We start from the raw sequence: 22,294 nt of genomic DNA, 5'->3' as shown, positions 1-22,294 counted from the left end.
TTGCTCCGGGGTCGCCGGGCATGGGTGGTGTTCTCCTCTATACGTACCTGATGCGCTTCACGGTTCGTCAGCCGGGACGTCTCTGTGTGGAAACCGTTCGGTCGCGACCGTTGATTTCTCCTTACGCGGGAGTAAGTTGACCTTCCTGTAACCCCCGGTAAGTCCGCTTGCGCCGAACAGGAGCCGACGATGGGCGTACGCAGGGATCTGAGGCGGGCCAGGCGCCGAGCCGACCTTGCGGGACGCGCCACCGTGGAACTGATCAGGGAGAACGGCACCGTGCGCGAGGTGCGCGCCACTCCGCTCGCCCGGCCCTCAGCCTCCGGGTCCGCGGCCGACATCCCCTTCGTCAGCGCCGAGGAGGCCCCCGGTGCCGTCGTCCTCCGCCGGAAGGAGGGCGACGGCTGGCGGCCCGTCACCTCGGCCGCGTTCGCCCGGGAGGTCACCGCCGTCGCCAAGGGACTCGTCGCCGCGGGTCTCGAGCCCGGCGACCGGGTCGCCCTGATGTCCCGCACCCGCTACGAATGGACCGTCCTCGACTTCGCGGTGTGGGCCGCGGGCGGGCAGTCCGTCCCCGTCTACGCCACCTCGTCCGCCGAGCAGATCGCCTGGGTACTGAGCGACTCGGACGCCCGGTTCGCCGTCGCCCCGGACCTGGAGCATCGACGGCGGCGCGCTGCGCGAGCTCACCGAGCTGGGCACCCGCACCTCCGACGAGGAGATCGCCGAGCGGCGCAGCGCCCTCGGCCCCGACAGCATCGCCACCCTCTGCTACACCTCCGGGACCACGGGCCGCCCCAAGGGCTGTGTGCTCACCCACGGCAATCTCCACGCGGAGGCCGCCAACACCGTGGAGCTGCTCCACCCGCTGTTCAAGGAGATCACCGGCCAGACCGCCTCGACCCTGCTGTTCCTGCCCCTCGCCCACATCCTCGGCCGGACCATCCAGCTCGCCTGTCTCCTGGCGCGCATCGAGCTCGGCCACTGCCCCGGCATCAGACCCGACGAACTCCGCCCCGAACTTCGGTCGTTCCGGCCCGCGTTCGTCGTCGGCGTCCCGTACCTCTTCGAGAAGATCCACGACACGGGCCGGGCGACCGCCGAGCGGATCGGACGCGGTGCCTCCTTCGAGCGGGCCGACCGGATCGCCGTACGGTTCGGCGAGACGTACCTCGGGAAGTTCCTCGGCCGGGGGAAGGGACCGGGACCGGGGCTGTACCTCGCCTGGGTGCTGTACGACCTGCTCGTCTACCGGCGCGTCCGCAAGGAGCTCGGCGGCCGGCTGCGCTACGCCATCAGCGGCGGCTCCCCGCTCGACCGCCGGCTCAATCTCTTCTTCTACGCCGCCGGGATCATCGTCTACGAGGGGTACGGCCTCACCGAGACCACCGCGGCCGCCACGATCATCCCGCCCCTGGGTCCCCGCCCCGGCACCGTCGGCCTGCCCGTGCCCGGGACGGCGATACGGATCGCCGACGACGGCGAGGTCCTGGTCAAGGGCGGCATCGTCTTCGGCTCGTACTGGAACGACCCGGCCGCCACCGCGGAGGTGCTCGACGGAGGCTGGTTCGCCACCGGTGACCTCGGGAGCCTCGACGACGAGGGCTATCTGACCATCACCGGCCGGAAGAAGGACATCCTTGTCACCTCCGGTGGCAAGAACGTGTCACCCGCGGTCCTGGAGGACCGGCTGCGCAGCCGCCCGCCGGTCGGCCAGTGCGTCGTGGTGGGGGACGGCCGCCCCTTCGTCGCCGCACTCGTCACGCTCGACCCCGAGGCGGTCCCGCACTGGCTCGCGGTCCGCAGGCGGCCCGCGGACACACCGCTCACCGAGCTCTGCGACGACCCGGAGATGATCGCCGACGTCGGCGAGGCGGTCGACTACGCCAACCAGGCCGTCTCCCGGGCGGAGTCCATCCGTGAATTCCGCCTCGTCGCGGGGGAGTTCACCGAGGAGCACGGACTGCTGACGCCGTCGCTCAAGGTCAGGCGGCACGCGGCGGCCGAGGCGTACGAGGCCGAGATCGAAGCGCTGTACCGCTGATCGGGGCCGGCCTCCCGGCGGGCACGGCCCCCACACGGAAGCCGCCGTCCGTGGTTCACCTGGACGGCGGCGCCGACAGCACCTCCGAGAGGTCGTAGCGCACCGGCTCCTCCAGCTGGGCGTACGTGCAGCTCTCCGGAGTGCGGTCGGGCCGCCACCGCCGGAACTGCGCCGTGTGCCGGAAGCGGTCGCCCTCCATGTGGTCGTATGCGACCTCCACCACCCGTTCGGGCCGCAGCGCCACCCACGACAGGTCCTTCTTGCCCGACCAGCGGCTCGGCGCGCCGGGCAGCCGGGCCGACTCGTGCGCCTCCTCCTCGGCCCAGCGCGCCCACGGGTGTTCCGACACGTCCGCCAGGCGCAGCGGCTCCAGCTCGGCGACCAGCTCCTCGCGGTGCTTCATGGAGAACGCGGCGCAGACGCCCACGTGCTGCAGCGCGCCCTCCGAGTCGTACAGGCCGAGCAGCAGTGAACCGACGACCGGCCCGCTCTTGTGGAAGCGGTAGCCCGCGACGACCACGTCCGCGGTCCGCTCGTGCTTGATCTTGTACATCAGCCGTGCGTCGGGCCGGTACGGGAGGTCCAGCGGCTTGGCGATCACCCCGTCGAGCCCGGCCCCCTCGTACTGCTCGAACCACTGTTCCGCGACGGTCGTGTCGGTCGTCGCCGGCGCGACGTACACCGGCTCGCGCGCACCCGAGAGCGCCCCGACGAGCGCCGCGCGCCGCTCGGCGAGCGGTGTGTCGAGCAGCGAGTCGTCGCCGAGGGCGAGGAGGTCGAACGCCACGAAACCGGCCGGGGTGCGCTCGGCGAGCATCCGCACCCGGGAGTCCGCCGGATGGATGCGCTCGGTGAGCCGGTCGAAGTCGAGCCGCCCCTCGTGGGCGATCACGATCTCGCCGTCGACGACACAGCGCTGCGGCAGATTGGCGCGCAGGGCGGTGACCAGCTCGGGGAAATAGCGGGTCAGCGGCTTCCCGGTGCGGCTGCCGATCACCACCTCGTCCGCGTCCCGGTGGACGATCGCACGGAAGCCGTCCCACTTGGCCTCGTACTGCATCCCGGGCGGGATCTTCGCCACGGATTTGGCGAGCATCGGTTTCACGGGTGGCATCACCGGCAGATCCATAGGGTGATTGTCCGGTATGCACGGAATCCTGGCACGGCCTACGCTGACGGTCATGGCCGGAGCGGTGGAAGTGGAAGTGGGCGGGCGGACCGTCCGTGTGTCCAATCCGGACAAGGTGTACTTCCCCGAACGCGGCTACACCAAGATGGACATGGTCCGGTACTACCTCGCCGTCGGCGACGGCATCACCCGTGCGCTGCGGGACCGGCCCACCACCCTCGAGCGCTACCCCGACGGGGTGACCGGCGAGTCGTTCTTCCAGAAGCGCGCCCCGAAGTACCTCCCCGACTGGATCCCCACCGCCCACATCACGTTCCCCAGCGGCCGGTCGGCCGACGAGATGTGCCCGACCGAGCCCGCCGCCGTCGCCTGGGCCGCGAACCTCGGCGCCGTCACCTTCCACCCGTGGCCGGTCCGCCGCGAGGACACCGACCACCCCGACGAGCTGCGCATCGACCTGGACCCGCAGCCCGGCACCGACTACGCCGACGCCGTCCGCGCCGCCCACGAGCTGCGGGACGTCCTCGACCAGGCCGGGCTGCGCGGCTGGCCCAAGACGTCCGGCGGACGCGGCATCCATGTGTTCGTTCCCATCGAACCGCGCTGGACCTTCACCCAGGTCCGGCGCGCCGCCATCGCCTGCGGACGGCAGCTGGAACGCCGCATGCCGGACCACGTCACCATCAAGTGGTGGAAGGAGGAACGCGGCGCGCGGATCTTCGTCGACTACAACCAGACCGCCCGCGACCGCACCATCGCCTCCGCCTACTCCGTGCGGCCCCGCCCCCACGCCCCGGTGTCCGCGCCGCTGCGCTGGGAGGAGATCGACGACGCCGTCCCCGAGGACTTCGACATCAGGTCGATGCAGACGCGCTACGCCGAGGCCGGTGACGTCCACGCCGACATGGACGACCACCGATTCGGCCTGGAGGGGCTGCTGGAAATCGCCCGCCGCGACGAGGCGGAGCACGGGCTGGGCGATCTGCCGTATCCACCGGAGTACCCGAAGATGCCCGGCGAGCCGAAGCGGGTGCAGCCGAGCCGTGCGAAGAAGGACGCCCCGGCCGGCGGTGCGAAGAAGGCCGGGCGCTCGGCCGCCGGGAGCCGGGGCGGATCCGGGGAAACGGCACCGGGGCGGACCGGGCCCGGCGAGGGGTCGCCGGGGGAGGCGACTCCACCGGGCGACGGCTGAACGGGCGGGCCGGGCGGGGCCGGCACGCCGGTGCCCCACCGCCCGCCGGCGGTGGGGCACCGAGCACCGTGCGCCGTGTCGGCTACAGCTCCTTGACGCGGATGTTGCGGTACGAGATCACATCGGTGGTGCCGTGCACCTGGAGGCCGATGTAGCCCTGGGCGTAGCGCCGCCCGTCCGTGCCCGGGTCGTCGGCCCGCGCCGGGACGAACTCCTGGCCGCCGCTGTTCTCGAACTCGTTGATCAGGACACCGCTGCGGTAGACCGAGTAGTGCTGGCCCTCCACCCGGATCTCGTAGTCGTTCCAGGTGCCCTTCGGGGTGACCCCGGCCCCGCCGAGACCGACGCGGTCGAAGCCGTAGACGGAGCCGGTCTTGTACATGTCGCCGTCGGGCCGGTCCAGGACCTGCACCTCATGGCCGTACTTGATGGCGACCCACTCCGGCCGCGGCTCCTCCGGGTTGTCGTGCACGTACGGGAAGCGCACGAACACACCACTGTTGGCGTTGCCGGTGCCCGGGGCGTCGTCCCGCCACTGGAGCTTCAGCGAGAAGTCGCCGTACTGCCGCCGCGGGAACCACAGCATGCCCAGGCCGCCCTTGGTGGTGCCGCTGGTCATCGACCCGTCGGCGTTGAGACCGAACGAACCGCCGCCCACGTGCTGCCACTTGGCGAACGAGGCGGCCGTGCCGTCGAACAGGTCGCGGTAGCCGGCGGTCTGGCCCGGCTTGCCGATGCCGGACTGCTTGGCGGCCTTGTAGATCTTCCTGTGCTCGCGCTGGTCGATCACGCCGTCGGCCAGGAGCCGGTCCAGCACCGCGTCGACGTGCTTGAGGAACAGGGCGTGGGAGCTCCAGTCCTTCTCGTCCTCGATCAGCTCGTTGATCGTGCACCGGGAGCGGGTGACCCGGTTCGGCACACCCGTGTCGACGCTGCCGACGATCACGGTCAGCCGCTCGTCGTACTCCGGGCAGTTCGGGGCGGGGACGCCGCCGCTCTCCGCGACCGTGAAGGACTCCTTCTTCGCCTCGGAGGTGTTGCCGGCCTTGTCGGTGGCCCGGTACTGCACGGTGTGGAACCCGACCCGGTCGACGATCACGGGCGCGGTGTAGGCCAGGTACGGGCCCGCGTCGAGCGAGTACTCGATGCGCTCCACACCCGAGTCCGTGTCGGCCGCCGTCACCGTCACCGTGGCGCTGGTGATGTACGCACCGTCCGAGTTCCTGGTTCCGGTCACCGTCGCCGCGGTCGTCGGCGGGGTCTTGTCGTCCGTCGGCGGGGCGACGACGGTGAAGTCGACGGCCTTCTCGGCGGCGGTGTTGCCGGCCTTGTCGGTGGCCCGGTAGCGGACCTTGTGGGTGCCGGTCTCGTGGACCATCACGGGTGCGGTGTAGGGCTGCCAGGCCCCGTCCGCGCCCAGCGCGTACTCGATGGTGTTGACCCCGGAGCCCGTGTCGGAGGCGGTCACGGTGACCGTCGCCATGCCCAGGTACTCGCTCTGCTCGTTCTTCTCGCCGCTTACCGTCGCCGACGTCTCCGGCGGGGTCTTGTCGTCCGTCGGCGGGGCGACGACGGTGAAGTCGACGGCCTTCTCGGCGGCGGTGTTGCCGGCCTTGTCGGTGGCCCGGTAGCGGACCTTGTGGGTGCCGGTCTCGTGGACCATCACGGGTGCGGTGTAGGGCTGCCAGGCCCCGTCCGCGCCCAGCGCGTACTCGACGGTGTTGACCCCCGAACCGGCATCCGTCGCCGCCACGGTCACCGTGGCGTGGCCGATGTAGGCGCCGTCGGCGTTCTTCTCGCCCTCGACCTTCGCGGAGGTCTCGGGCGCCGTCGTGTCCTCACCGCCCGGGTCGGTCACCGTGAGGATGCCCTGCATCTGGCCGTGGCCGGGGATCGTGCAGTGGAAGCGGTACCGCCCCGGCGTCAGGGTGACCTCGACCGAGTGCTTCCCGCCCTGGTCGTCGTTGGGGTTCGCCAGGATGTTCAGCGGAACGTCGTTGTTGTACTCGGGATCCGAGACGTCGAAGGACAGCGTGTGCGGCATCCCGGTGGTGTTGCCGGTCGTCTTGCTGTTCTCGAAGACGATCGTCGTCGCGCCCGCCACCGCGGTCGTCGGGAACGACAGATAGCGGTCGATCGGGTCGCCCGCGGTCCAGGTGAGCGTCTGGGCCGCGGTCGTGTCCGCCTCCCGTTCACCCGCCCGCCCGTAGGCGACGGTCGAGGTCAGCCCGAGCACCATCACGAGCGCGCCCAGCAGCGCCGTCCACAGACGGAGCTGTCCCTGCCGGAATGGTCTCACTGCTGCGCCGCCTTCCTCGCGAGCTGATCGGCGGCCGGGGTCGGCCCGCCGCCCTTGTACGTCACGCGCCACAGCGCGGACCTGGAATCGGAGGTGAAGAAGCCGCGCCCGTAGTCGAGGACGTACAGCGATCCGTCCGGGGCGAACTTCCAGTCCATGAGGTTGCGGATGCCGTCCGCGCCGACCGGGATGATCTTCTTCAGGGACTCGGCGTGCACGGGCAGTCCGCCCTTGCCGACCGTCTTCGGGTCGGTCAGCACGGCGTGCCGCGGCTGGTCGCCGTCGTAGAAGTCGCCGACGAACCACTTGCCGTCCCAGTACGCGGGCCAGCGCACGGCCGGGTCGCCCTTCGCGTCGTCGAACCGGTACACCGGGCCGTTCATGGTCGCCTGACCGCCGCCCTTGAGCCACGGCAGCAGCAGCTTCTGCTCCTCCACCTTGTAGCTGGGCACACCGGCGGCGTCGCGCGGGTAGTCCGGGCCGCCGCCCTGAGGCGAGTACCAGATCGTGTTCGGCGTCACCGGCGGCAGGTTCACCAGGCCGTCGTTGTTCGGCGACTCGTTCTTCGGCCTGGCGCAGTCGTACCAGCCGAGCGGCACGCTCGGGTCGGGCAGGTTGCGGTCCCGGTAGGGCTGGTTGTTGCCCATGCAGAACGGCCAGCCGTGGTTGCCCGCCTTGGTGATCGCGGCGAACGTGTCGTACTTGGCCGGACCCCACGTCGTCGACGGCGAACCGGCGTCCGGGCCGACCCAGCCGGCGTACAGGACGTCGGTCGTCCTGTCGACGAAGATCCGCGCCGGGTTGCGCACGCCCATCACATAGATCTCGCCGCGGGTCTTGCCGCCGCCCTCGTCCGGCTCCTCACCGGTGAAGAGGTTGCCCTCGGGCAGGGTGTAGGTCCCGTCGCCCTCGGGGTGGATCCGCAGGATCTTGCCGTTGAGATTGTTGGTGTTGCCCGCGGTGCGGCGTGCGTCCGCGAACGACACGCCCTTGAAGTTCGGCTGCGGGTTGTTGCCCGAGTAACCCGAGCTGAAGCCGGACGAGTTGTTGTCACCGGTGGCGATGTAGAGGTTGCCCTTGGAGTCGAAGGCCATCCCCCCGCCCGAATGGCAGCAGCTGTGGATCTGCACCGGCCACTTCAGCAGCACCTTCTCGCTCGCCGTGTCCAGTTTGTTGGTGGCGAGGTCGAGGGTGAAGCGGGAGACGTACCGCTCCGCCATGTGCGTGTCGCGGTTGATCCGCGAGTGCGGTGTGTAGTGCAGGTACACCCAGCCGTTGGTCTCGAACTCCGGGTCGAGCTCGATGCCGAGGAGCCCCTCCTCGTTCTTGGTGAGTTCGTCACCGCCGCCCTTGTTGCCGAAGACCGTGAGCGCGCCCGCGAGGGTCACCTTCTTCGTCTTCGGGTCGTAGACGTGGATCTCGCCCTCGCCCTTGCCGATGCCGGGGTCGTTCCAGTCGGTCACGACCGGCTGGGACGAGTCCGCGCCGCCGCGCCCGATGTACAGGATCCGCCCGTCGGGCGCCGCGACCAGGCCGTGCGGCTCGCCGATCTGGTCGTTCTGTCCGGGCTGGTTGGGCTGGGTCACCCGCTGCGCCGTGTAGTTGGCGGTGATGGTGGCCTTGCAGTCCGCCTGCGAGGTGCGGGACGTCCAGGCCAGCGCGCCGCGCAGATGGTCCCGGAAGTCCGTCTCGGCGAACGAGTCGGCCGTCCCGCCCATGCCGGTGTAGAAGGAGCGGCCGCCGTCGTAGTCCCGGCACCACGACACGGGGTGGTCCCAGCCGTTGGCGCCCTGGCCCGGCTGGTACGAGCTCTCCTTGACCCGGGCCACGGTGTGGACCGAACCGGACGGGTTCACCGTCCAGTTGAGCCACTTGTCGGGCCGCTTCCAGTTCAGCGGGAGGCTCTTGGTCGCCGGGTGGAGCCGGTCGCCGACCTCGACGACCGCGCGCTGGACGGCGGCCGGTGAGGTGGTGGGCCGGGCGCCCACGAGACCGGTGAACCAGTCCGAGTACGGCTCCGCGCGGGCGGCGTCGTGGATGCCGACGAAACCGCCGCCCGCCTCCATGTACGCTTCCAGGCCCGCCTCCTGCTCGGGGTCGAGCACGTCCCCGCCGCCGGTCAGGAAGACCACGGCGTTGTACCGGCCGAGCTTCTTGGCGTTGGTGAAGACGGACGCGTCGTCGGTGGCCTCGGTGCGGAACCGGCCCGCCGCCGGCCCCGTCAGCCCGATCTGCTCGATGGCCGCGATCCCGGGGTCGACGGTCGGCGGCTCCTGGCCGGCGGAGGCATGGAAGACGAGCACCCGTACGTTCGCGCCGCCCGGTGGCGATGGCAGGGACAACGTTGTCGTCCTGGGCGACAGAGGATCCGGCGCGGGTCTCGCCGTCGCGGCGGTCCCGCCGAGCAAGGACGCGGCCATCGTCCCGGCCAGCAGTGCCGCCGCCGTCCCGCGACGGGATCTCGACCGGTGATGTGGTGCGCGGTGCATGTGGTCACCCACCCCTCATTGGTCACAGCAACAGCCGTGAAGCTAGACCTCTTTCGGCGAACCGCCAATAGGTATGGTCGCAATCCGACGAACTTTGTCCTGGGTGTGGAGAAACGAAGATCAGCCGACTACGGTGTGCCCGGCCCAACCCGATTTTCCTTACGGCACTGGGGAGTTCACATGGACAGACGGAGCTTCAACCGGCGCCTGCTGGCGGGCGGCGCGGTCGCGGCGACGGGTGTGACATCGTTGTCCCTTGCCACCGCTTCCGCCGCGACCTCCGCCGAGGGCGCACCGAAGACTGCCCCGGCCGGCGGCCAGGTACGCCATCTCAAGCTGTACGCCGAGAAACTGGCGGACGGTCAGATGGGGTACGGCCTGGAGAAGGGCAAGGCGACGATCCCCGGTCCGATGATCGAGCTCGTCGAGGGGGACACCCTGCACATCCAGCTCGAGAACACCATGGACGTGCCGGCCAGCCTCCATGTCCACGGCGTGGACTACGACATCGCCAGCGACGGCACCCGGACGAGCAGGAGCCATGTCGAACCGGGCGCCACCCGCACCTACACCTGGCGCACCCACGCCCCGGGCCGGCGCAAGGACGGCACCTGGCGGGCGGGCAGCGCGGGCTACTGGCACTACCACGACCACGTGGTGGGCACGGACCACGGCACCGGCGGCATCCGCAAGGGGCTGTACGGACCCGTCGTGGTGCGCAGGAAGGGCGACCTCCTGCCGGACAGGCAGTTCACGATCGTCTTCAACGACATGACGATCAACAACAGGCCGGGGCACGAGAGTCCGGACTTCCGGGCGACCGTGGGCGACCGGGTCGAGATCGTGATGATCACGCACGGCGAGTACTACCACACCTTCCATATGCACGGTCACCGCTGGGCGGACAACAGGACCGGCCTGCTCACCGGACCCGACGACCCCTCCCGGATCGTCGACAACAAGATCACCGGGCCGGCGGACTCCTTCGGCTTCCAGATCATCGCGGGTGAGGGTGTGGGAGCCGGCGCCTGGATGTACCACTGCCATGTGCAGAGCCACTCGGACATGGGGATGGCGGGCCTGTTCCTGGTCGCCAAGCCGGACGGCACGATCCCCGGGTACGAGCCGCACCATCCGGCGGCGCCTGCGTCACCCGGCGCGAAGACCGGTGCGAAGACCGGTGCGAAGACCGGTGCGAAGACCGGTGCGAAGACCGGTGCGAAGACCGCGTCGGGCGCCGAGGGCGCGTCGGGGTCGCACGCGCACTGAGCGGCACTTCGGGCGGAACCGGCTCGTGTGAAACCGGCTCGGAGCGGAACGGGCTCGGGCGGGACGGATCCGCACCGAACTCGCCCGGTGCGGAACGGGTTCGTGCGCCACGGCGTCGTACCGGCGACGGGGCGGACAGGAGCAACGACGGGGTGGGCCCAGGGGACAGCCTGCGCGGGGAATGCGGACGAGGCTCCCGCGCAGGCGTCGCGGACCCGCGCGGCCTGTGGGGGCCGCGCGGGTATCGCGCCTGCACCGAGCCCGGTCCGAGCCGGAACGGGCACGGTCCCGGGCTCCGACGGCCCGGCGGGAGCCGTCCGTCCGGCCCGGCGCCGGTCGCGGACTCCTCAGCGGCCGTAGCTCGCCCGGCACATGGCGACGAAGGACGGGTCCGCCACGCCGTCCGAGGCCCGGCACAGATCACCCATGTCGTAGTGCGTCCGCACCCGGGGCGGTCGTACACCCGGGTGCTTCCTGTGCTTGCGCGGCGAACGCGCCTTCTCCGCCGAGGCCTTGTCGCCCCGCTCACCGCGTGCCGGCTGCTGCGGCGCGGCCGCGCGACGCTCCCGCCCCTGCGGCGCGACCGCCCCGCCCGGCGCGCGCCCCTCGGCCCGCCGGCCGTCGTCCGCCTCGCGGCCGCTCGACGGCCGCGGCCGCGGCGACGTCTGCGGCCCGGTGGAGGCGAGTTCGCCGTGGGCGGGCGCCTGTTCCGCGGGGCGGTCCGGGGCGACGGGTGCCGGTGACGGGGCCCCGGCCGGCACGAGGCCGGGCGCGGGGGGCGACGGCGTCCCGGGCACGGAGACGCAGCCGGTCGCGACGAGACCGGTCGCGGCGAGGAGTACGGCGAGGGTGAGGGGCCTGATCCGGGGGTGCATCCGTCCACCCTGCCGCAGCGACCGGCCCCGGCGCGGTGGGCACACGGCCGGACCACCGGCACGAGTGATCGCACGGGACGGAGGGCGACGCCGTACGGCCAACTCTGCGCCCAGGGCGGCCGGCCCGGGCCACCGCAACCCGCCCGCGCGCCCGGCGTCAGAGCGCCGCCGGGAGGGTCGCGCCCGCGTCGAGCACGTACCACTCGGTGTACGGCTCCTCCTGCACGTACACCCTCGCATCGCGACTCACGACGCGCCGCCGTCCGAGCCGCCCGCCGTCGGGACGGACGACCCGTGTGGTCTTCGCCGGCTCGACACCGCTGCCGGTCGTCGCGCACACCACGAGCCGGTCGGCGTCGTCCCCGTACCCGCCGAAGAAGACGATCCGCTCCCCGGCGACGGCCAGTGCCCTGGCGCCGCGCACGCCGTTGGAGCGCACCCGCACCGGCGCCCCCTCGCGGATCTCCAGCACGGGGAACTCGGTGTACGGGCAGGCCCAGACCGTGTGGCGGCCGATGTTCAGCGCATAGCAGTCCATGATCCAGCCGGCTCCCGGCGCGGTGTCACCGGACTCCCACAGCAGTTCACCCGACACATTCCACCGGCGGATTCCCTCGGGGTTCTCGTCGAAGTGCCCCACCCACAGATCACCGCCGGTGTCCACGAGCAGGTGCTCGACGGCGTCCCCGACGTCGAACGTCCAGGACGCCCGGCCCAGCGCGTCGAAGACCTGCACCTGCTCACCGGGCCCGGTGGCGCGGCGTGTTCGGGCTGCAGCGACGACGAAACCCCCGTCGGGGAGGGCGCCCAGCAGTCCCCGGGGATGCACGACGGAGCTCAGATGCGTCTGCCGCGGGTCGCCGTCGCCGACCGTGACGACCAGGGCGTCGTACGGCTCGTGGCCGCCGCCCTCGGGGGCGGGCCCGGTGGCCGGCGGCCGCTCGGACAGCAGCCAGTGGGCCCGGCCTTCGGCGTCGATCGTGCTGTCCACCGTGTGCATCGCGCGGTACGGGCGCGGGAGACGTGCGTACGGATTCAGGGGTGTGACCTGCATGGTGGCTCCTCGGGAAGGACGGTGCTGACGTCGCGGGCACGGGCGCACGGAAGCGTGAGTGGGCCCGGCGGCGAGCGCGCCGAGGGGAGGAGCGGGGACGGGCGGCGGCGCCTACCCGGCATGAGCCTTTCTGGTCGTCATGCGCGGATCATATCGGCGTGACCTCCGTTCCCTTGAGGCACGGCCGACGCGATCGCCGTCGGATCCGGCCCCAACGGGCTCGCGGGCGGGGTCAACCTCGCGCGGGCGGGACTGCGGTTCACGCCCGGTCTCCGACGCCCTCGTCGCCCTGCTGGAGTACGTCGGAGGCACGGTGGAGGCGGCGGCGCACACGGAACGGCAGGTCGACCGGGCAGGATGCCGGAGCGCCCGTTCGTCCTGGCGGCGCAGCAGTATCTCGCCGATCCCGGCCGGTCGCACGGCGGCGTGCACCCCGGTCCACGCCTGCGCGTACGTCCGCGAACGGCTATCCGGGCGACGCCACGGAAGCCGTGCTGCGGCAGTTCGAGCGATTCGACCCGGAACGGGGAACGGATCGTCGCGCACGCCGCGCGGTCCGTCCCGGCCACCGAGGCATACCCCCCAACCACGTGGGCGGCGACGTCATCACGAACCCGTGCGCTCCAGCTGGTCCCGCGTCCTCGTCCCACCCCGTTCCACCCCTACGCGACGTGGGCGCCCGTGACGGCGGCCGGGCGGGAATGCGCGACGACGGCCGCCCCGGGTGCGGGGGACCGGGACCGGTAGCACACTCGATGGGGTCGACGGCACACCCACGAGGGGGGTGAGGCACGACGACGGGCCCCCGAAGTCCCGGGGACCACGAGGCTCGCGAGCCCCGTGACGGGACCGCCGGCCGCCCACGAAGGAGCGATGTCCATGCTCACCACGCGCTATCTCACCGGCTCTCCGAACTGGCTCGACCTCGCCACCCCCGACCTCCGGGGCGCGGCCTCGTTCTACGGCGAACTGTTCGGCTGGACGTTCCGTTCCGCGGGCCCCCGGGCCGGCGGTTACGGCATGTTCGAACTGGACGGGAGGACCGCGGCCGGCGGCATGACCGTGCCCCCCGAGCAGGGGGCGCCCGGCTGGACCCTCTACTTCCAGTCGCCCAGCGCGGACGACACGGCCGAACGGGTGAGGAAGGGCGGCGGCGCCGTCACCCACGAGCCGGCGGACGTGCGGGACCTCGGCCGCATGGCCCACTTCACCGACCCGGCGGGCGTGGGCTTCGCCACCTGGCAGCCCGGCACCAACCCGGGCCTCGACGTCGTGAACGAGACCGGCTCGCTGTGCTGGGCCGAGCTGTGCACCCCGGACCCGGACGCGGCGCTCGGGTTCTACCGTTCCGTCTTCGGGTGGGACGAGTTCGCCGTGCCCATCCCCGGCGGTGACACCTACGTCACCGTGAACCCGGCAGGCGCCGGCGAGGACGCCATGTTCGCCGGCCTCGTCCCCCTGGAGACCGACCCGGTGGAGGCGGCCGGCGGACCGTACTGGCTGCCGTACTTCGAGGTCGTCGACGCCGACGCGACCGCGGCGAAGGCGGAGGAACGCGGCGGCACGGTCCGCACTCCGCCGATCGACCTGGAGGACGTCGGCCGCATCGCCAAACTCGCCGACCCGTACGGGGCCCGCTTCGCGGTGATCGAGACCGCGGCGAAGAGCGCGGGCGGCGCGAACGCGGCGTGAACCACCGGCACAACGGCGGCCCGCGCCGGTGCTACCGGGGGCGCGGGTCGGCGAGGTCGGCCGTCCCCGGCCGCGGTTGGCCGAAACGCGGACGTTGAGCTTTCATTGACATGCTGTTTATCGGCACGGGGCAGTCTGTCGATCATGCCCATGAACAGCATTGCTCCCGCCGCCGACCAGGAACTCTCCTGGCAGGAAAACGCCCTCTGCGCCCAGGTCGGCCCCGAGTTCTTCTTCCCGGCCCCCGGCTCCTCCACCCGCGAGGCCAAGGAACTGTGCGACGCCTGCGACGGCCGCGTGGCGTGCCTGGAGTACGCGCTCGCCAACGACGAGCGGTTCGGCGTCTGGGGCGGCCTCTCGGAGAAGGAACGCGGCAGGCTGCGGCGCTCTCGGATCCAGCGCCGCAGCCGGCGGCCGTGAAGGGATTCATCGAGGGGCGGGAGGAGCGGCCCGACCGGTCGGGGGCCACGTGAACATCGCGACTGATGGTGGACCGCCTCGGCAGATCGTCCCCGAAGCGCGGAAACGGCGTACGCCTCCCGGGTGAGTGGAAATCGGGATGCTGACGCTCTCCGGCGCTGGCTACGATCACCTGCGCATGGAGCAGATGTACGCGACGACGACGGGCGCCACCCCGGACGCGTCGGACGCCACGGTCACGGACGACGAGCTGGCGGCTTTCGGCCGCACGGTGGAGCGGCTGCGGGGCCTCCCGCTGGAGGATCCGGCGCGGATGCGCGGCGAGGAGCTCGCCGCTTCCTTCGCCAGGGAGAGCCGGAACAAGCGCCGCAAGGCCCGCCGGAGGGCGCGTTCCGAGGCCGATGCCCTGCTCACTGCCGCCACCGCGACCGGTGCCCTTGACCGTCGTGAGGACGCCGCGCTGGAGTCGCGCCGCGGCACGGTGGGGACGTTCCTGAAGCCGCGGCACTGCTATGTCTGCAAGTCGTTGTATCGACAAGCGGATGCCTTCTACCACCGGCTGTGCCCCGACTGCGCGCGGGACAACACGACACGGCGCACCCTGCGCACGGACCTGTCCGGCCGGCGGGTGCTGCTCACCGGCGGGCGGGTGAAGATCGGCTTCCGGCTGGCGCTGATGATGCTCCGCGACGGAGCGCACGTGCTGGTCACGAGTCGTTTCCCGCAGGACGCCCTGCGGCGTTTCCACGCCGTGCCGGGCAGCGCCGAGTGGATCGACCGGCTCACCGTCGTCGCGATCGACCTGCGCGACCCGCGCCAGGTCATCGGACTGTGCGAGCGGCTCCGGGCCGACGGCGAGCCACTCGACATACTCGTCAACAACGCCGCGCAGACGATACGCAGGCCGCCGGAGTCGTACGCGCTGCTCGCGTCCGGCGAGGGCGGCGACCGCCCGGCGGGAGTACTGACGGCTCCGGGGTACGCGCCGACGGCCGCCGCGGCCGTCCGGTCCGCCTCGCTCGACCTCGTGCTCACGGGCGCCGACGAGGCCGGGCTGCTACCCGACCTCTCGGCCGCCAACTCCTGGTCGGCGCGCATCGGCGAGCTCGACCCGGCCGAGCTCCTGGAGGTGCAGCTGGTCAACGCCGTGGCGCCCGCCCTGCTGTGCGACCGGCTGCTTCCGCTGCTGCTCGCCTCGCCGCGGTCGCGCCGGTACATCGTCAACGTGTCCGCTGTCGAGGGGCGGTTCGCCGTGCGCAACAAGACCGGCGGCCATCCCCACACCAACATGGCCAAGGCCGCGCTCAACATGCTGACCCGTACGAGCGCGGAGGAACTCGCCGCGCAGGGCGTGTACATGTGCAGCGTGGACACCGGCTGGATCACCGACGAGAACCCCGCCCCGCGGAAGGCGCGGATCGCCGCGGTCGGCACCCGTACGCCGCTCGACATCGTGGACGGAGCCGCCCGTGTCTACGACCCGATCGTGCGGGGCGAGGCGGGCGCGCCGGTGTCCGGGGTCTTCCTCAAGGACTACCGGGTGGCCGACTGGTGACGCGGGCGCGGCACCCGGCGCGTCCCGTCCCGGGCCGTGCTCACGTCCGGTCCCGGGCCGCGGTGCCGTCGGGTCCGGCCGGCGCTGCCGTCGTCCGCTGCGTGGAGGAGCGCGGTCGCGGTGGCGTCCCGACGGGGCGCGGCGGGCCCGGCTTACCGTGCCGGGCCCCATGTGCCCCCGCCGTCAGGAGGCCGGGATGCGGAAGGTCTCCCCGTACATCCGCCACTCCAGCGGTGCCGCCAGTCCCATGTTCCCGTTCCGCAGGAACACCCGCTGCGCCGTGTCGATGCGCGAGGTGTCGCGCTGGGCGGTGCCGGTCCGGGACCGCATGGCGGAACGGCTCTCGTCGAGGAACGCGTTCAGATACGTCTTCTCCACGCCGCCCTCCGCCGCCGTCCTGGCCTTCTTCATGGCCGCCTGGCGGATGCCGTAGAAGCCGTCGGGCTCGAGGCCCGGGCCGTGCAGCAGCATCGCGTCGTAGTAGATGAACTGGCCCAGCGTGCCGAGGCCGTCCATCTTGGCGAGCCGGACGGCCGGGTCGAAGTAGATCCGGTCGCGGGCGGCGTCCTGCGCCGCGCGGAAGGCCGGCTTCCCGGCCTCCGCCACCCAGGCGTCGGTGAAGCCGGGGTCCAGCCCCTCGTGCGAGTCGGTGCCGTCGACCTCCCTGAGGGCGGGCAGATACCGCGCCAGCCCGTTGTCCGGGTGGTCGGCGGTGTACGCCTCGACGAGCTGCAGCATGTCGTTGGTGCCGGAGCAGAAACCGATGGTCCCGGCGGTGTAGCCGTTGCCGTCGCCGAGGTCCTCGATGGCGTCGTACTGCCCGCGCCAGTTCAGGGTGGAGTGCTCGGCGGTGGACACCAGCCGCGCGGCGATCTCCTTCTTGGCGGGAGCGGCGAGTCCCGCGGGCATCTTGTCGATCCTGGCCTCCAGCGCCCGCCGCTCGGACGCCGAGCCCGACTTGAGCGGGTTCTGCACGGGGGCCGTCGTGTTCTGCGCCTCCCGCGGCCGGTCGGCGAGCGGGATCTCGTCCTCGCTGCCGACGCCGAGGATCATGGACACGGCGACGGCAACCGGGGCGCCTATGAGGATGATGCGGGTCGCGGGCTTCACGCCGCACAGATTACGGTGCGCGCCTCGGCCGCCCGCAGCCCGTCCCCCGCTGAACACCGCATTCCGGCCGGTGAAGGCGTCCGCTCGCCCCGGCGGCGGTCGGGCTGCCCGGCCGCCGCGGCGCCGACCGGCCGGGTCAGGGCCTTCTCCCGCCTCGGCCGACCGCGCCCCGGACCTGACCGGAGCCCGCGTCCGCCGGCGTGAGGGAGCCGGGGAGGGGCGTCGTCGCCGGGGCGCGGAGCTGGGCCACAGCCGGGGCGCCGGGGGCGGGGGGAGCGCCGACACGCCCGGCCCGGCGGACACCGGGGAGCGTCGCCCGACGCCCGCGAAGCGGCAGGGCCCACGACGCCGACCGCCCCCGTCGCATGACGCGACGGGGGCGGTCGGAGGTGCCGTGGCGGGCGCCGGCGCGGGGCGGGCGCCGGCGGTCAGCCCTTGGCGCGGGCCGCCAGCCGGGCCTTGCGGGCCGCCAGCTTCTCGTCGAACTTGCCGGCCTCGGCGTCCAGCCCGCCCATGTACAGTCCCAGTTCCTCCTGCGCCTTGATGCCCTCGGGGCCGAGCCCGTCGATCTCCATCACCTTCAGGAAGCGCAGCACCGGCTGCAGCACGTCGTCGTGGTGGATCCGCAGGTTGTAGATCTCACCGATCGCCATCTGCGCCGCCGCGCGCTCGAATCCCGGTATCCCGTGCCCGGGCATCCGGAAGTTCACCACGACGTCCCGCACGGCCTGCATGGTCAGGTCCGGCGCGATCTCGAAGGCCGCGCCGAGCAGATTGCGGTAGAAGACCATGTGCAGGTTCTCGTCGGTGGCGATCCGCGACAGCATCCGGTCGCAGACGGGGTCGCCCGACTGGTGGCCAGTGTTGCGGTGCGAGATACGGGTGGCGAGCTCCTGGAAGGCCACGTACGCGACCGAGTGCAGCATCGAGTGGCGGTTGTCGGACTCGAAGCCCTCCGACATGTGCGCCATACGGAACTGCTCGAGCTTGTCCGGGTCGACGGCCCGCGAGGTCAGCAGGTAGTCGCGCATGACGATGCCGTGCCGGCCCTCCTCGGCGGTCCAGCGGTGCACCCAGGTGCCCCAGGCGCCGTCGCGGCCGAAGAGCGTCGCGATCTCGTGGTGGTAGCTGGGCAGGTTGTCCTCGGTCAGCAGATTGACGACGAGGGCGGTCTTCCCCACGTCGGTGACCTTGGACTGACCGGGCTCCCACTCCTCGCCGTCCTCGAAGAGGCCGGGGAAGTTCCGGCCGTCCGACCACGGCACGTACTCGTGGGGCATCCAGTCCTTGGCGACCTTCAGGTGGCGGTTGAGCTCCTTCTCCACAACCTCCTCCAGCGCGTACAGCAGCCGGGCGTCGGTCCACACTTCCGAACTGCCGAGGTGGGGAGAGGTGATCGTCACGGGGGCTCCTGGGGGACGGGTGCTGGGGGAGGGACGTCAGAGCGCAACGCACGACGCCGAGGGCAAGGCAGTGGCCGGATCACGGCATGCGTCTTACCTACGGCCTCGTAGGTTACGAAACCGTAGGTTAAAGGGGCGATAAGCCATCGGCCAAGCGTGTGGCCGTGATGTCCGCTTGCGCGCCGTTATGTATGCAGGTCCCTGAGCCGTACGGAGAGACACGTCACGCAGCCTTCGAGCTTCTCGAACTCGCTGATGTCCACCTGAACCGGCTCATATCCAAGATCGGCGAAGAGCTCCGCCGTTTTCGGGGCGCTCGCCGCCATCAGCAGTTTTGCGCCACCGAGCAGCACCACATGCGCCCCGGTCTCCTCGGGGACGGGCAGGAACCGGGGGAACAGCGACGGCTGCTCCACCAGCGGCTCGTAGCCGATCACGGTGCCGTCGGGCAGCGCGGTCACCGCGGACTTCAGATGGAGTACGCGCGACACGGGCACGGCGACGACACGCGCCCCCAGGGGCTCGAAGGCCGCGCGGAGCTGCTGTACCCCGGCCGCGTTGGTCCGTCCGCCCCGGCCCACGTAGACGGTGTCGCCGATCTTGAGTACGTCGCCACCGTCGAGCGTCCCCGGCTCCCACACCCAGTTCACCGAGCAGCCGAGTCTCGCCACCGCCTCCTCCACGCCGGCCGTCTCCGGGCGACGCGTCTCGGCCCCCGAGCGGGCGATGAGGGCGACATTGCGGAACATCACCACGCTGTCCTCGATGAAGACCCCGTCCGGGCAGTCGTCCGCGGGCTCGGCCTCGATCGTCTCCCAGCCGTGCGCGCGCAGGGCCTCGCCGTACGCCTTCCACTGGGAGAGCGCCACCCGCGGGTCGACGGCGCGGCGCTCCACATGGGTGACCAGGCCGTCCGCCACGCGGGGACTCGGGCGTCGGATCAGTGCTCTTCTGCTCGGCACGGGCTCTCCAGGGACCGAATTGGGGGGCGGCAGGGCCATCATGAGCCCCACCTGCCCGATTCCGTCCCGTCCCACACAGCGCGCCGGTCCGCGCCCCGCCGCGGTCGTGTGGACCCGTGCGGGACGGGGGAACCGCCTCGCCTCCCGGCCACGCTCCGCCCCCGGGCTCCCGCAGTCGGGGGGCGCACCGGTTCAGTACTTCACGTCCCCATCAACTCCTCCCGTACCTCCTCGGCCGTCGTGGGCCGCAGCTCCCCGTCGAGCAGGAGCCAGCGGGTGATCCCCAGCGATTCCAGGAACGTGACGTCGTGGCTCGCGACGATCAGTGCGCCCTCGTACGCCTCCAATGCCTCCGTGAGCCCCCGCACGCTCGCCATGTCGAGATTGTTCGTGGGCTCGTCCAGCATCAGCAGCTGCGGGGCGGGCTCGGCGAGCAGCAGCGCCGCCAGCGTCGCGCGGAACCGCTCGCCTCCGGAGAGGGTTCCTGCCGGGCGATCGGCCCGCGCCCCGCGGAACAGGAAGCGGGCGAGCCGAGCCCGGATCGCGTTGTCCGTCGCCTTGGGCGCGAACCGCGCGACGTTCCGCACGACGCTCAGTTCGTCGTCGAGCACGTCCAGCCGTTGGGGCAGGAAGCGCAGCGGCACTTCCGCCGCCACCTCGCCCGCCACCGGCTGCAACTCCCTGGCGATCGTGCGGAGCAGGGTCGTCTTGCCGGCCCCGTTGCGCCCGACGAGCGCGATCCGCTCCGGTCCGCGCAGTTCGAACTCGCCCTCGACGCGGGCCCCGTAGAGGAGCTCGACCTCGGACAGGCGCAGCACGCCGCGGCCCGGATGGACCTTGGTGTACGGCAGTTCCACCCGGATCTCGTCGTCGTCCCGTACCGCGTCCACGGCCTCGGCGAGCCGCTCCTTGGCCTCGGTCAGCTTCTCCGCGTGCAGGGTGCGGTGCTTGCCCGCCGAGACCTGCGCCTGGCGCTTGCGCGCGCCCATGATGATCTTCGGCTCGCGCTTCTGCTCGAACATCTTCTGCCCGTACCTCTTGCGGCGGGCCAGTTTGACCTGTGCCTCGGCCAGTTCGCGCTTCTGCCGCTGCACATCGGCCTCCGCGACGCGGACCATCCGCCCGGCGGCCTCCTGTTCGATGGCCAGCGCCTCCTCGTAGGCCGAGAACGCGCCGCCGTACCACGTCACCTCACCGTCCCTGAGGTCGGCGATCTGGTCGACCCGCTCCAGCAGTTCACGGTCGTGGCTGACCACGATCATCACCCCGCTCCAGGCTTCCACGGCTTCGTACAGCCGCCCCCGGGCGACGAGGTCCAGGTTGTTGGTCGGCTCGTCGAGCAGGAGCACGTCGGGCCGCGCCAGCAGCAGCGCCGCCAGCCTGAGCAGCACGCACTCGCCGCCCGACATCTCGCCGACGGTCCGGTCGAGGCCGACGTGCCCGAGCCCCAGCTGGTCGAGGGTGGCACGGGCCCGCTCCTCCACGTCCCAGTCGTCGCCGACCGCCGTGAAGTGCTCCTCCCGTGCGTCACCGGCCTCGATCGCGTGCAGCGCGGTGCGGGTGGCGGCGATCCCGAGGGCCTCGTCCACGCGCAGCGCGGTGTCGAGCACGGCGTTCTGCGGCAGGTAGCCGACTTCGCCCGCGATCCGCACAGTGCCCTCGGAGGGCGTGAGCTCGCCGGCGATCAGTCGCAGCAGTGTGGACTTGCCCGAGCCGTTGAGCCCGATCAGCCCCGTCCTGCCGGGGCCGACGGCCAGCTGGAAGTCCTCCAGCACGGGAGTGCCGTCCGGCCAGGAGAAGGACAGCGAGGAGCAAGTCACGTAGGTGGGGAAGGTAGACATACGGGTCTCCCTGTTGCGTCAGAAGAAAAAAAGGGGGCAACGGGTGAGACACCGGTCGGACGGCACAAAGGCCCTGGTCCGGGAACGTGACGGCTCGTACGCCGAGGTCGCACACGGGCACGCGGGCGGAAAGCCGCGTGACACGGTGTCTCAGGACCTCAGACGAGCAACGTCCTACTCCGATCGACGACAACAGGGCCGGAAACGAAAATACGCCGGGCCGGCCAGCCGGGCAAACGATTTATCGGACGGGGCTCAACGGACAGGGCGGGGATGCCGTCGCAGTGCTCCGGCGGCTCCACCGAGGGTCGCCCCCGCCCGGGATCGCGGGACACCGTAGGCATCACCCATCTAGGCGTCGCGCATCAGCTCGGCCAGGTCCGCGTCCAGGTCCAGGTGGAGGTGCTCCCGCCCGGCCGGCACGAGGCCCTGTGCGCGTTTGAGGAACCGGCGCAGTTCGGAGGTGCGGATGTGCATCAGCGCGGTGCCTTCGAGGGCGTGGAACTCGAGGACGGTCCGGTCGTAGCCGTACGGACGTACGCGTACGTCGCCCAGCCCGGCGGGCTCGTCCACGCCCTGCACGAGCAGATCGCGCGAGAAGGCCCAGGACACCTCCGTGCCCTCCAGCGTGGCCGGGGCGGGGAACCACATGCTCACGGCGAAGGGGTCGCGGGGGTCGTAGCGCAGGGTCGCGGGTACGGATTCCATCCGTGGCGCGGACGCGACCAGACGGACCTGTACGGCCTGCTCGATAACGCTGGACAAGGCCCGCTCCCTCACTTCGCTGCTGCCGGGCGACACGTTTCTGCCACACAGGAAGACGAGTGAACGGCGGAATCCGTGCATCGGTGGGGTGCGTGAGCTGCGTCACCGCCCGGCGGCGCCCCCGGGTCCGCGGACTCGCGGAGCCCGTGACACCCGATCCCGATTCCGGTGCCGGTGCGGCGATTTTGATCCCGA

General features: G+C 71.7%; 15 protein-coding genes and 1 pseudogene. 6 read left to right on the top strand and 10 right to left on the bottom strand.

Going from position 1 to position 22,294, the window contains the following annotated elements:
* Window positions 1-189 precede the first annotated feature (189 nt).
* Window positions 190-2,044: pseudogene (locus tag BLT82_RS23215) on the top strand (AMP-dependent synthetase/ligase).
* A 55-nt stretch (window positions 2,045-2,099) separates the two neighbouring features.
* On the opposite strand, the gene BLT82_RS23210 reads toward BLT82_RS23215, so the two are convergent.
* On the bottom strand, window positions 2,100-3,173 hold the full coding sequence (locus tag BLT82_RS23210) for an ATP-dependent DNA ligase (RefSeq protein WP_093657957.1): 1,074 nt from the start codon (window positions 3,171-3,173) through the stop codon (window positions 2,100-2,102).
* A gap of 52 nt (window positions 3,174-3,225) precedes the next feature.
* Between BLT82_RS23210 and ligD the strand changes: the two genes are divergently transcribed.
* Entirely contained in the window at window positions 3,226-4,365 is a 1,140-nt protein-coding gene (gene ligD / locus BLT82_RS23205; RefSeq protein WP_093657955.1) for a non-homologous end-joining DNA ligase, read from the top strand.
* 82 nt (window positions 4,366-4,447) lie between these two features.
* Here the strand turns inward: ligD and BLT82_RS23200 are convergent, their stop codons facing one another.
* Together BLT82_RS23200 and BLT82_RS23195 are read right to left on the bottom strand one after the other, a co-directional pair.
* Window positions 4,448-6,604, bottom strand: coding sequence for an OmpL47-type beta-barrel domain-containing protein (locus tag BLT82_RS23200; protein ID WP_093658087.1), 2,157 nt, complete (start codon window positions 6,602-6,604; stop codon window positions 4,448-4,450).
* A gap of 56 nt (window positions 6,605-6,660) precedes the next feature.
* Window positions 6,661-9,153 (bottom strand): ThuA domain-containing protein, encoded by a 2,493-nt coding sequence (locus BLT82_RS23195; RefSeq protein WP_093657953.1) that lies wholly within the window; start codon window positions 9,151-9,153, stop codon window positions 6,661-6,663.
* Window positions 9,154-9,333: 180 nt separating this feature from the next.
* On the opposite strand from BLT82_RS23195, the gene BLT82_RS23190 reads away from it, so the two are divergent.
* Window positions 9,334-10,422, top strand: a complete 1,089-nt coding sequence (locus BLT82_RS23190; RefSeq protein ID WP_093657951.1) for a multicopper oxidase domain-containing protein — start codon at window positions 9,334-9,336, stop codon at window positions 10,420-10,422.
* 347 nt (window positions 10,423-10,769) lie between these two features.
* On the opposite strand, the gene BLT82_RS23185 is transcribed toward BLT82_RS23190, so the two are convergent.
* Together BLT82_RS23185 and BLT82_RS23180 are read right to left on the bottom strand one after the other, a co-directional pair.
* Window positions 10,770-11,297 (bottom strand): hypothetical protein, encoded by a 528-nt coding sequence (locus BLT82_RS23185; protein ID WP_093657948.1) that lies wholly within the window; start codon window positions 11,295-11,297, stop codon window positions 10,770-10,772.
* 157 nt (window positions 11,298-11,454) lie between these two features.
* Window positions 11,455-12,351 carry a hypothetical protein gene (locus BLT82_RS23180; protein ID WP_093657946.1) on the bottom strand — a complete coding sequence of 299 codons (897 nt, stop codon included), beginning with the start codon at window positions 12,349-12,351 and terminating at the stop codon, window positions 11,455-11,457.
* A gap of 879 nt (window positions 12,352-13,230) precedes the next feature.
* On the opposite strand from BLT82_RS23180, the gene BLT82_RS23175 reads away from it, so the two are divergent.
* From BLT82_RS23175 to BLT82_RS23165, 3 genes are all read left to right on the top strand, one after another.
* On the top strand, window positions 13,231-14,043 hold the full coding sequence (locus BLT82_RS23175) for a VOC family protein (RefSeq protein WP_093657944.1): 813 nt from the start codon (window positions 13,231-13,233) through the stop codon (window positions 14,041-14,043).
* A gap of 144 nt (window positions 14,044-14,187) precedes the next feature.
* The gene (locus tag BLT82_RS23170) at window positions 14,188-14,463 is read left to right on the top strand and encodes a WhiB family transcriptional regulator (protein ID WP_093657942.1); all 276 of its coding nucleotides are present in this window, start codon (window positions 14,188-14,190) and stop codon (window positions 14,461-14,463) included.
* A gap of 187 nt (window positions 14,464-14,650) precedes the next feature.
* Window positions 14,651-16,018: an SDR family NAD(P)-dependent oxidoreductase gene (locus BLT82_RS23165; RefSeq protein ID WP_093658084.1), complete on the top strand. Its 1,368-nt coding sequence runs from the start codon at window positions 14,651-14,653 to the stop codon at window positions 16,016-16,018.
* Between the two features lie 183 nt (window positions 16,019-16,201).
* On the opposite strand, the gene BLT82_RS23160 is transcribed toward BLT82_RS23165, so the two are convergent.
* From BLT82_RS23160 to ssgD, 5 genes are all read right to left on the bottom strand, one after another.
* On the bottom strand, window positions 16,202-17,071 hold the full coding sequence (locus tag BLT82_RS23160; RefSeq protein ID WP_093658082.1) for a chitosanase: 870 nt from the start codon (window positions 17,069-17,071) through the stop codon (window positions 16,202-16,204).
* A 485-nt stretch (window positions 17,072-17,556) separates the two neighbouring features.
* Complete coding sequence (locus tag BLT82_RS23155) at window positions 17,557-18,531, bottom strand: acyl-ACP desaturase (RefSeq protein WP_093657940.1); 975 nt, start codon at window positions 18,529-18,531, stop codon at window positions 17,557-17,559.
* A 185-nt stretch (window positions 18,532-18,716) separates the two neighbouring features.
* The gene (gene ddaH / locus BLT82_RS23150; protein WP_093657938.1) at window positions 18,717-19,493 is read right to left on the bottom strand and encodes a dimethylargininase; all 777 of its coding nucleotides are present in this window, start codon (window positions 19,491-19,493) and stop codon (window positions 18,717-18,719) included.
* Window positions 19,494-19,693: 200 nt separating this feature from the next.
* Window positions 19,694-21,334 carry an ABC-F family ATP-binding cassette domain-containing protein gene (locus BLT82_RS23145; protein WP_093657936.1) on the bottom strand — a complete coding sequence of 547 codons (1,641 nt, stop codon included), beginning with the start codon at window positions 21,332-21,334 and terminating at the stop codon, window positions 19,694-19,696.
* A 351-nt stretch (window positions 21,335-21,685) separates the two neighbouring features.
* On the bottom strand, window positions 21,686-22,099 hold the full coding sequence (gene ssgD / locus BLT82_RS23140; RefSeq protein WP_093657934.1) for a spore wall synthesis regulator SsgD: 414 nt from the start codon (window positions 22,097-22,099) through the stop codon (window positions 21,686-21,688).
* Window positions 22,100-22,294 lie beyond the last annotated feature (195 nt).

Source organism: Streptomyces wuyuanensis (assembly GCF_900103455.1).
In the GTDB taxonomy this organism is placed as follows: domain Bacteria; phylum Actinomycetota; class Actinomycetes; order Streptomycetales; family Streptomycetaceae; genus Streptomyces; species Streptomyces wuyuanensis.
The sequence above is the reverse complement of the archived record's forward strand: the minus strand, read 5'-3'. Positions and strand labels throughout refer to the sequence as shown.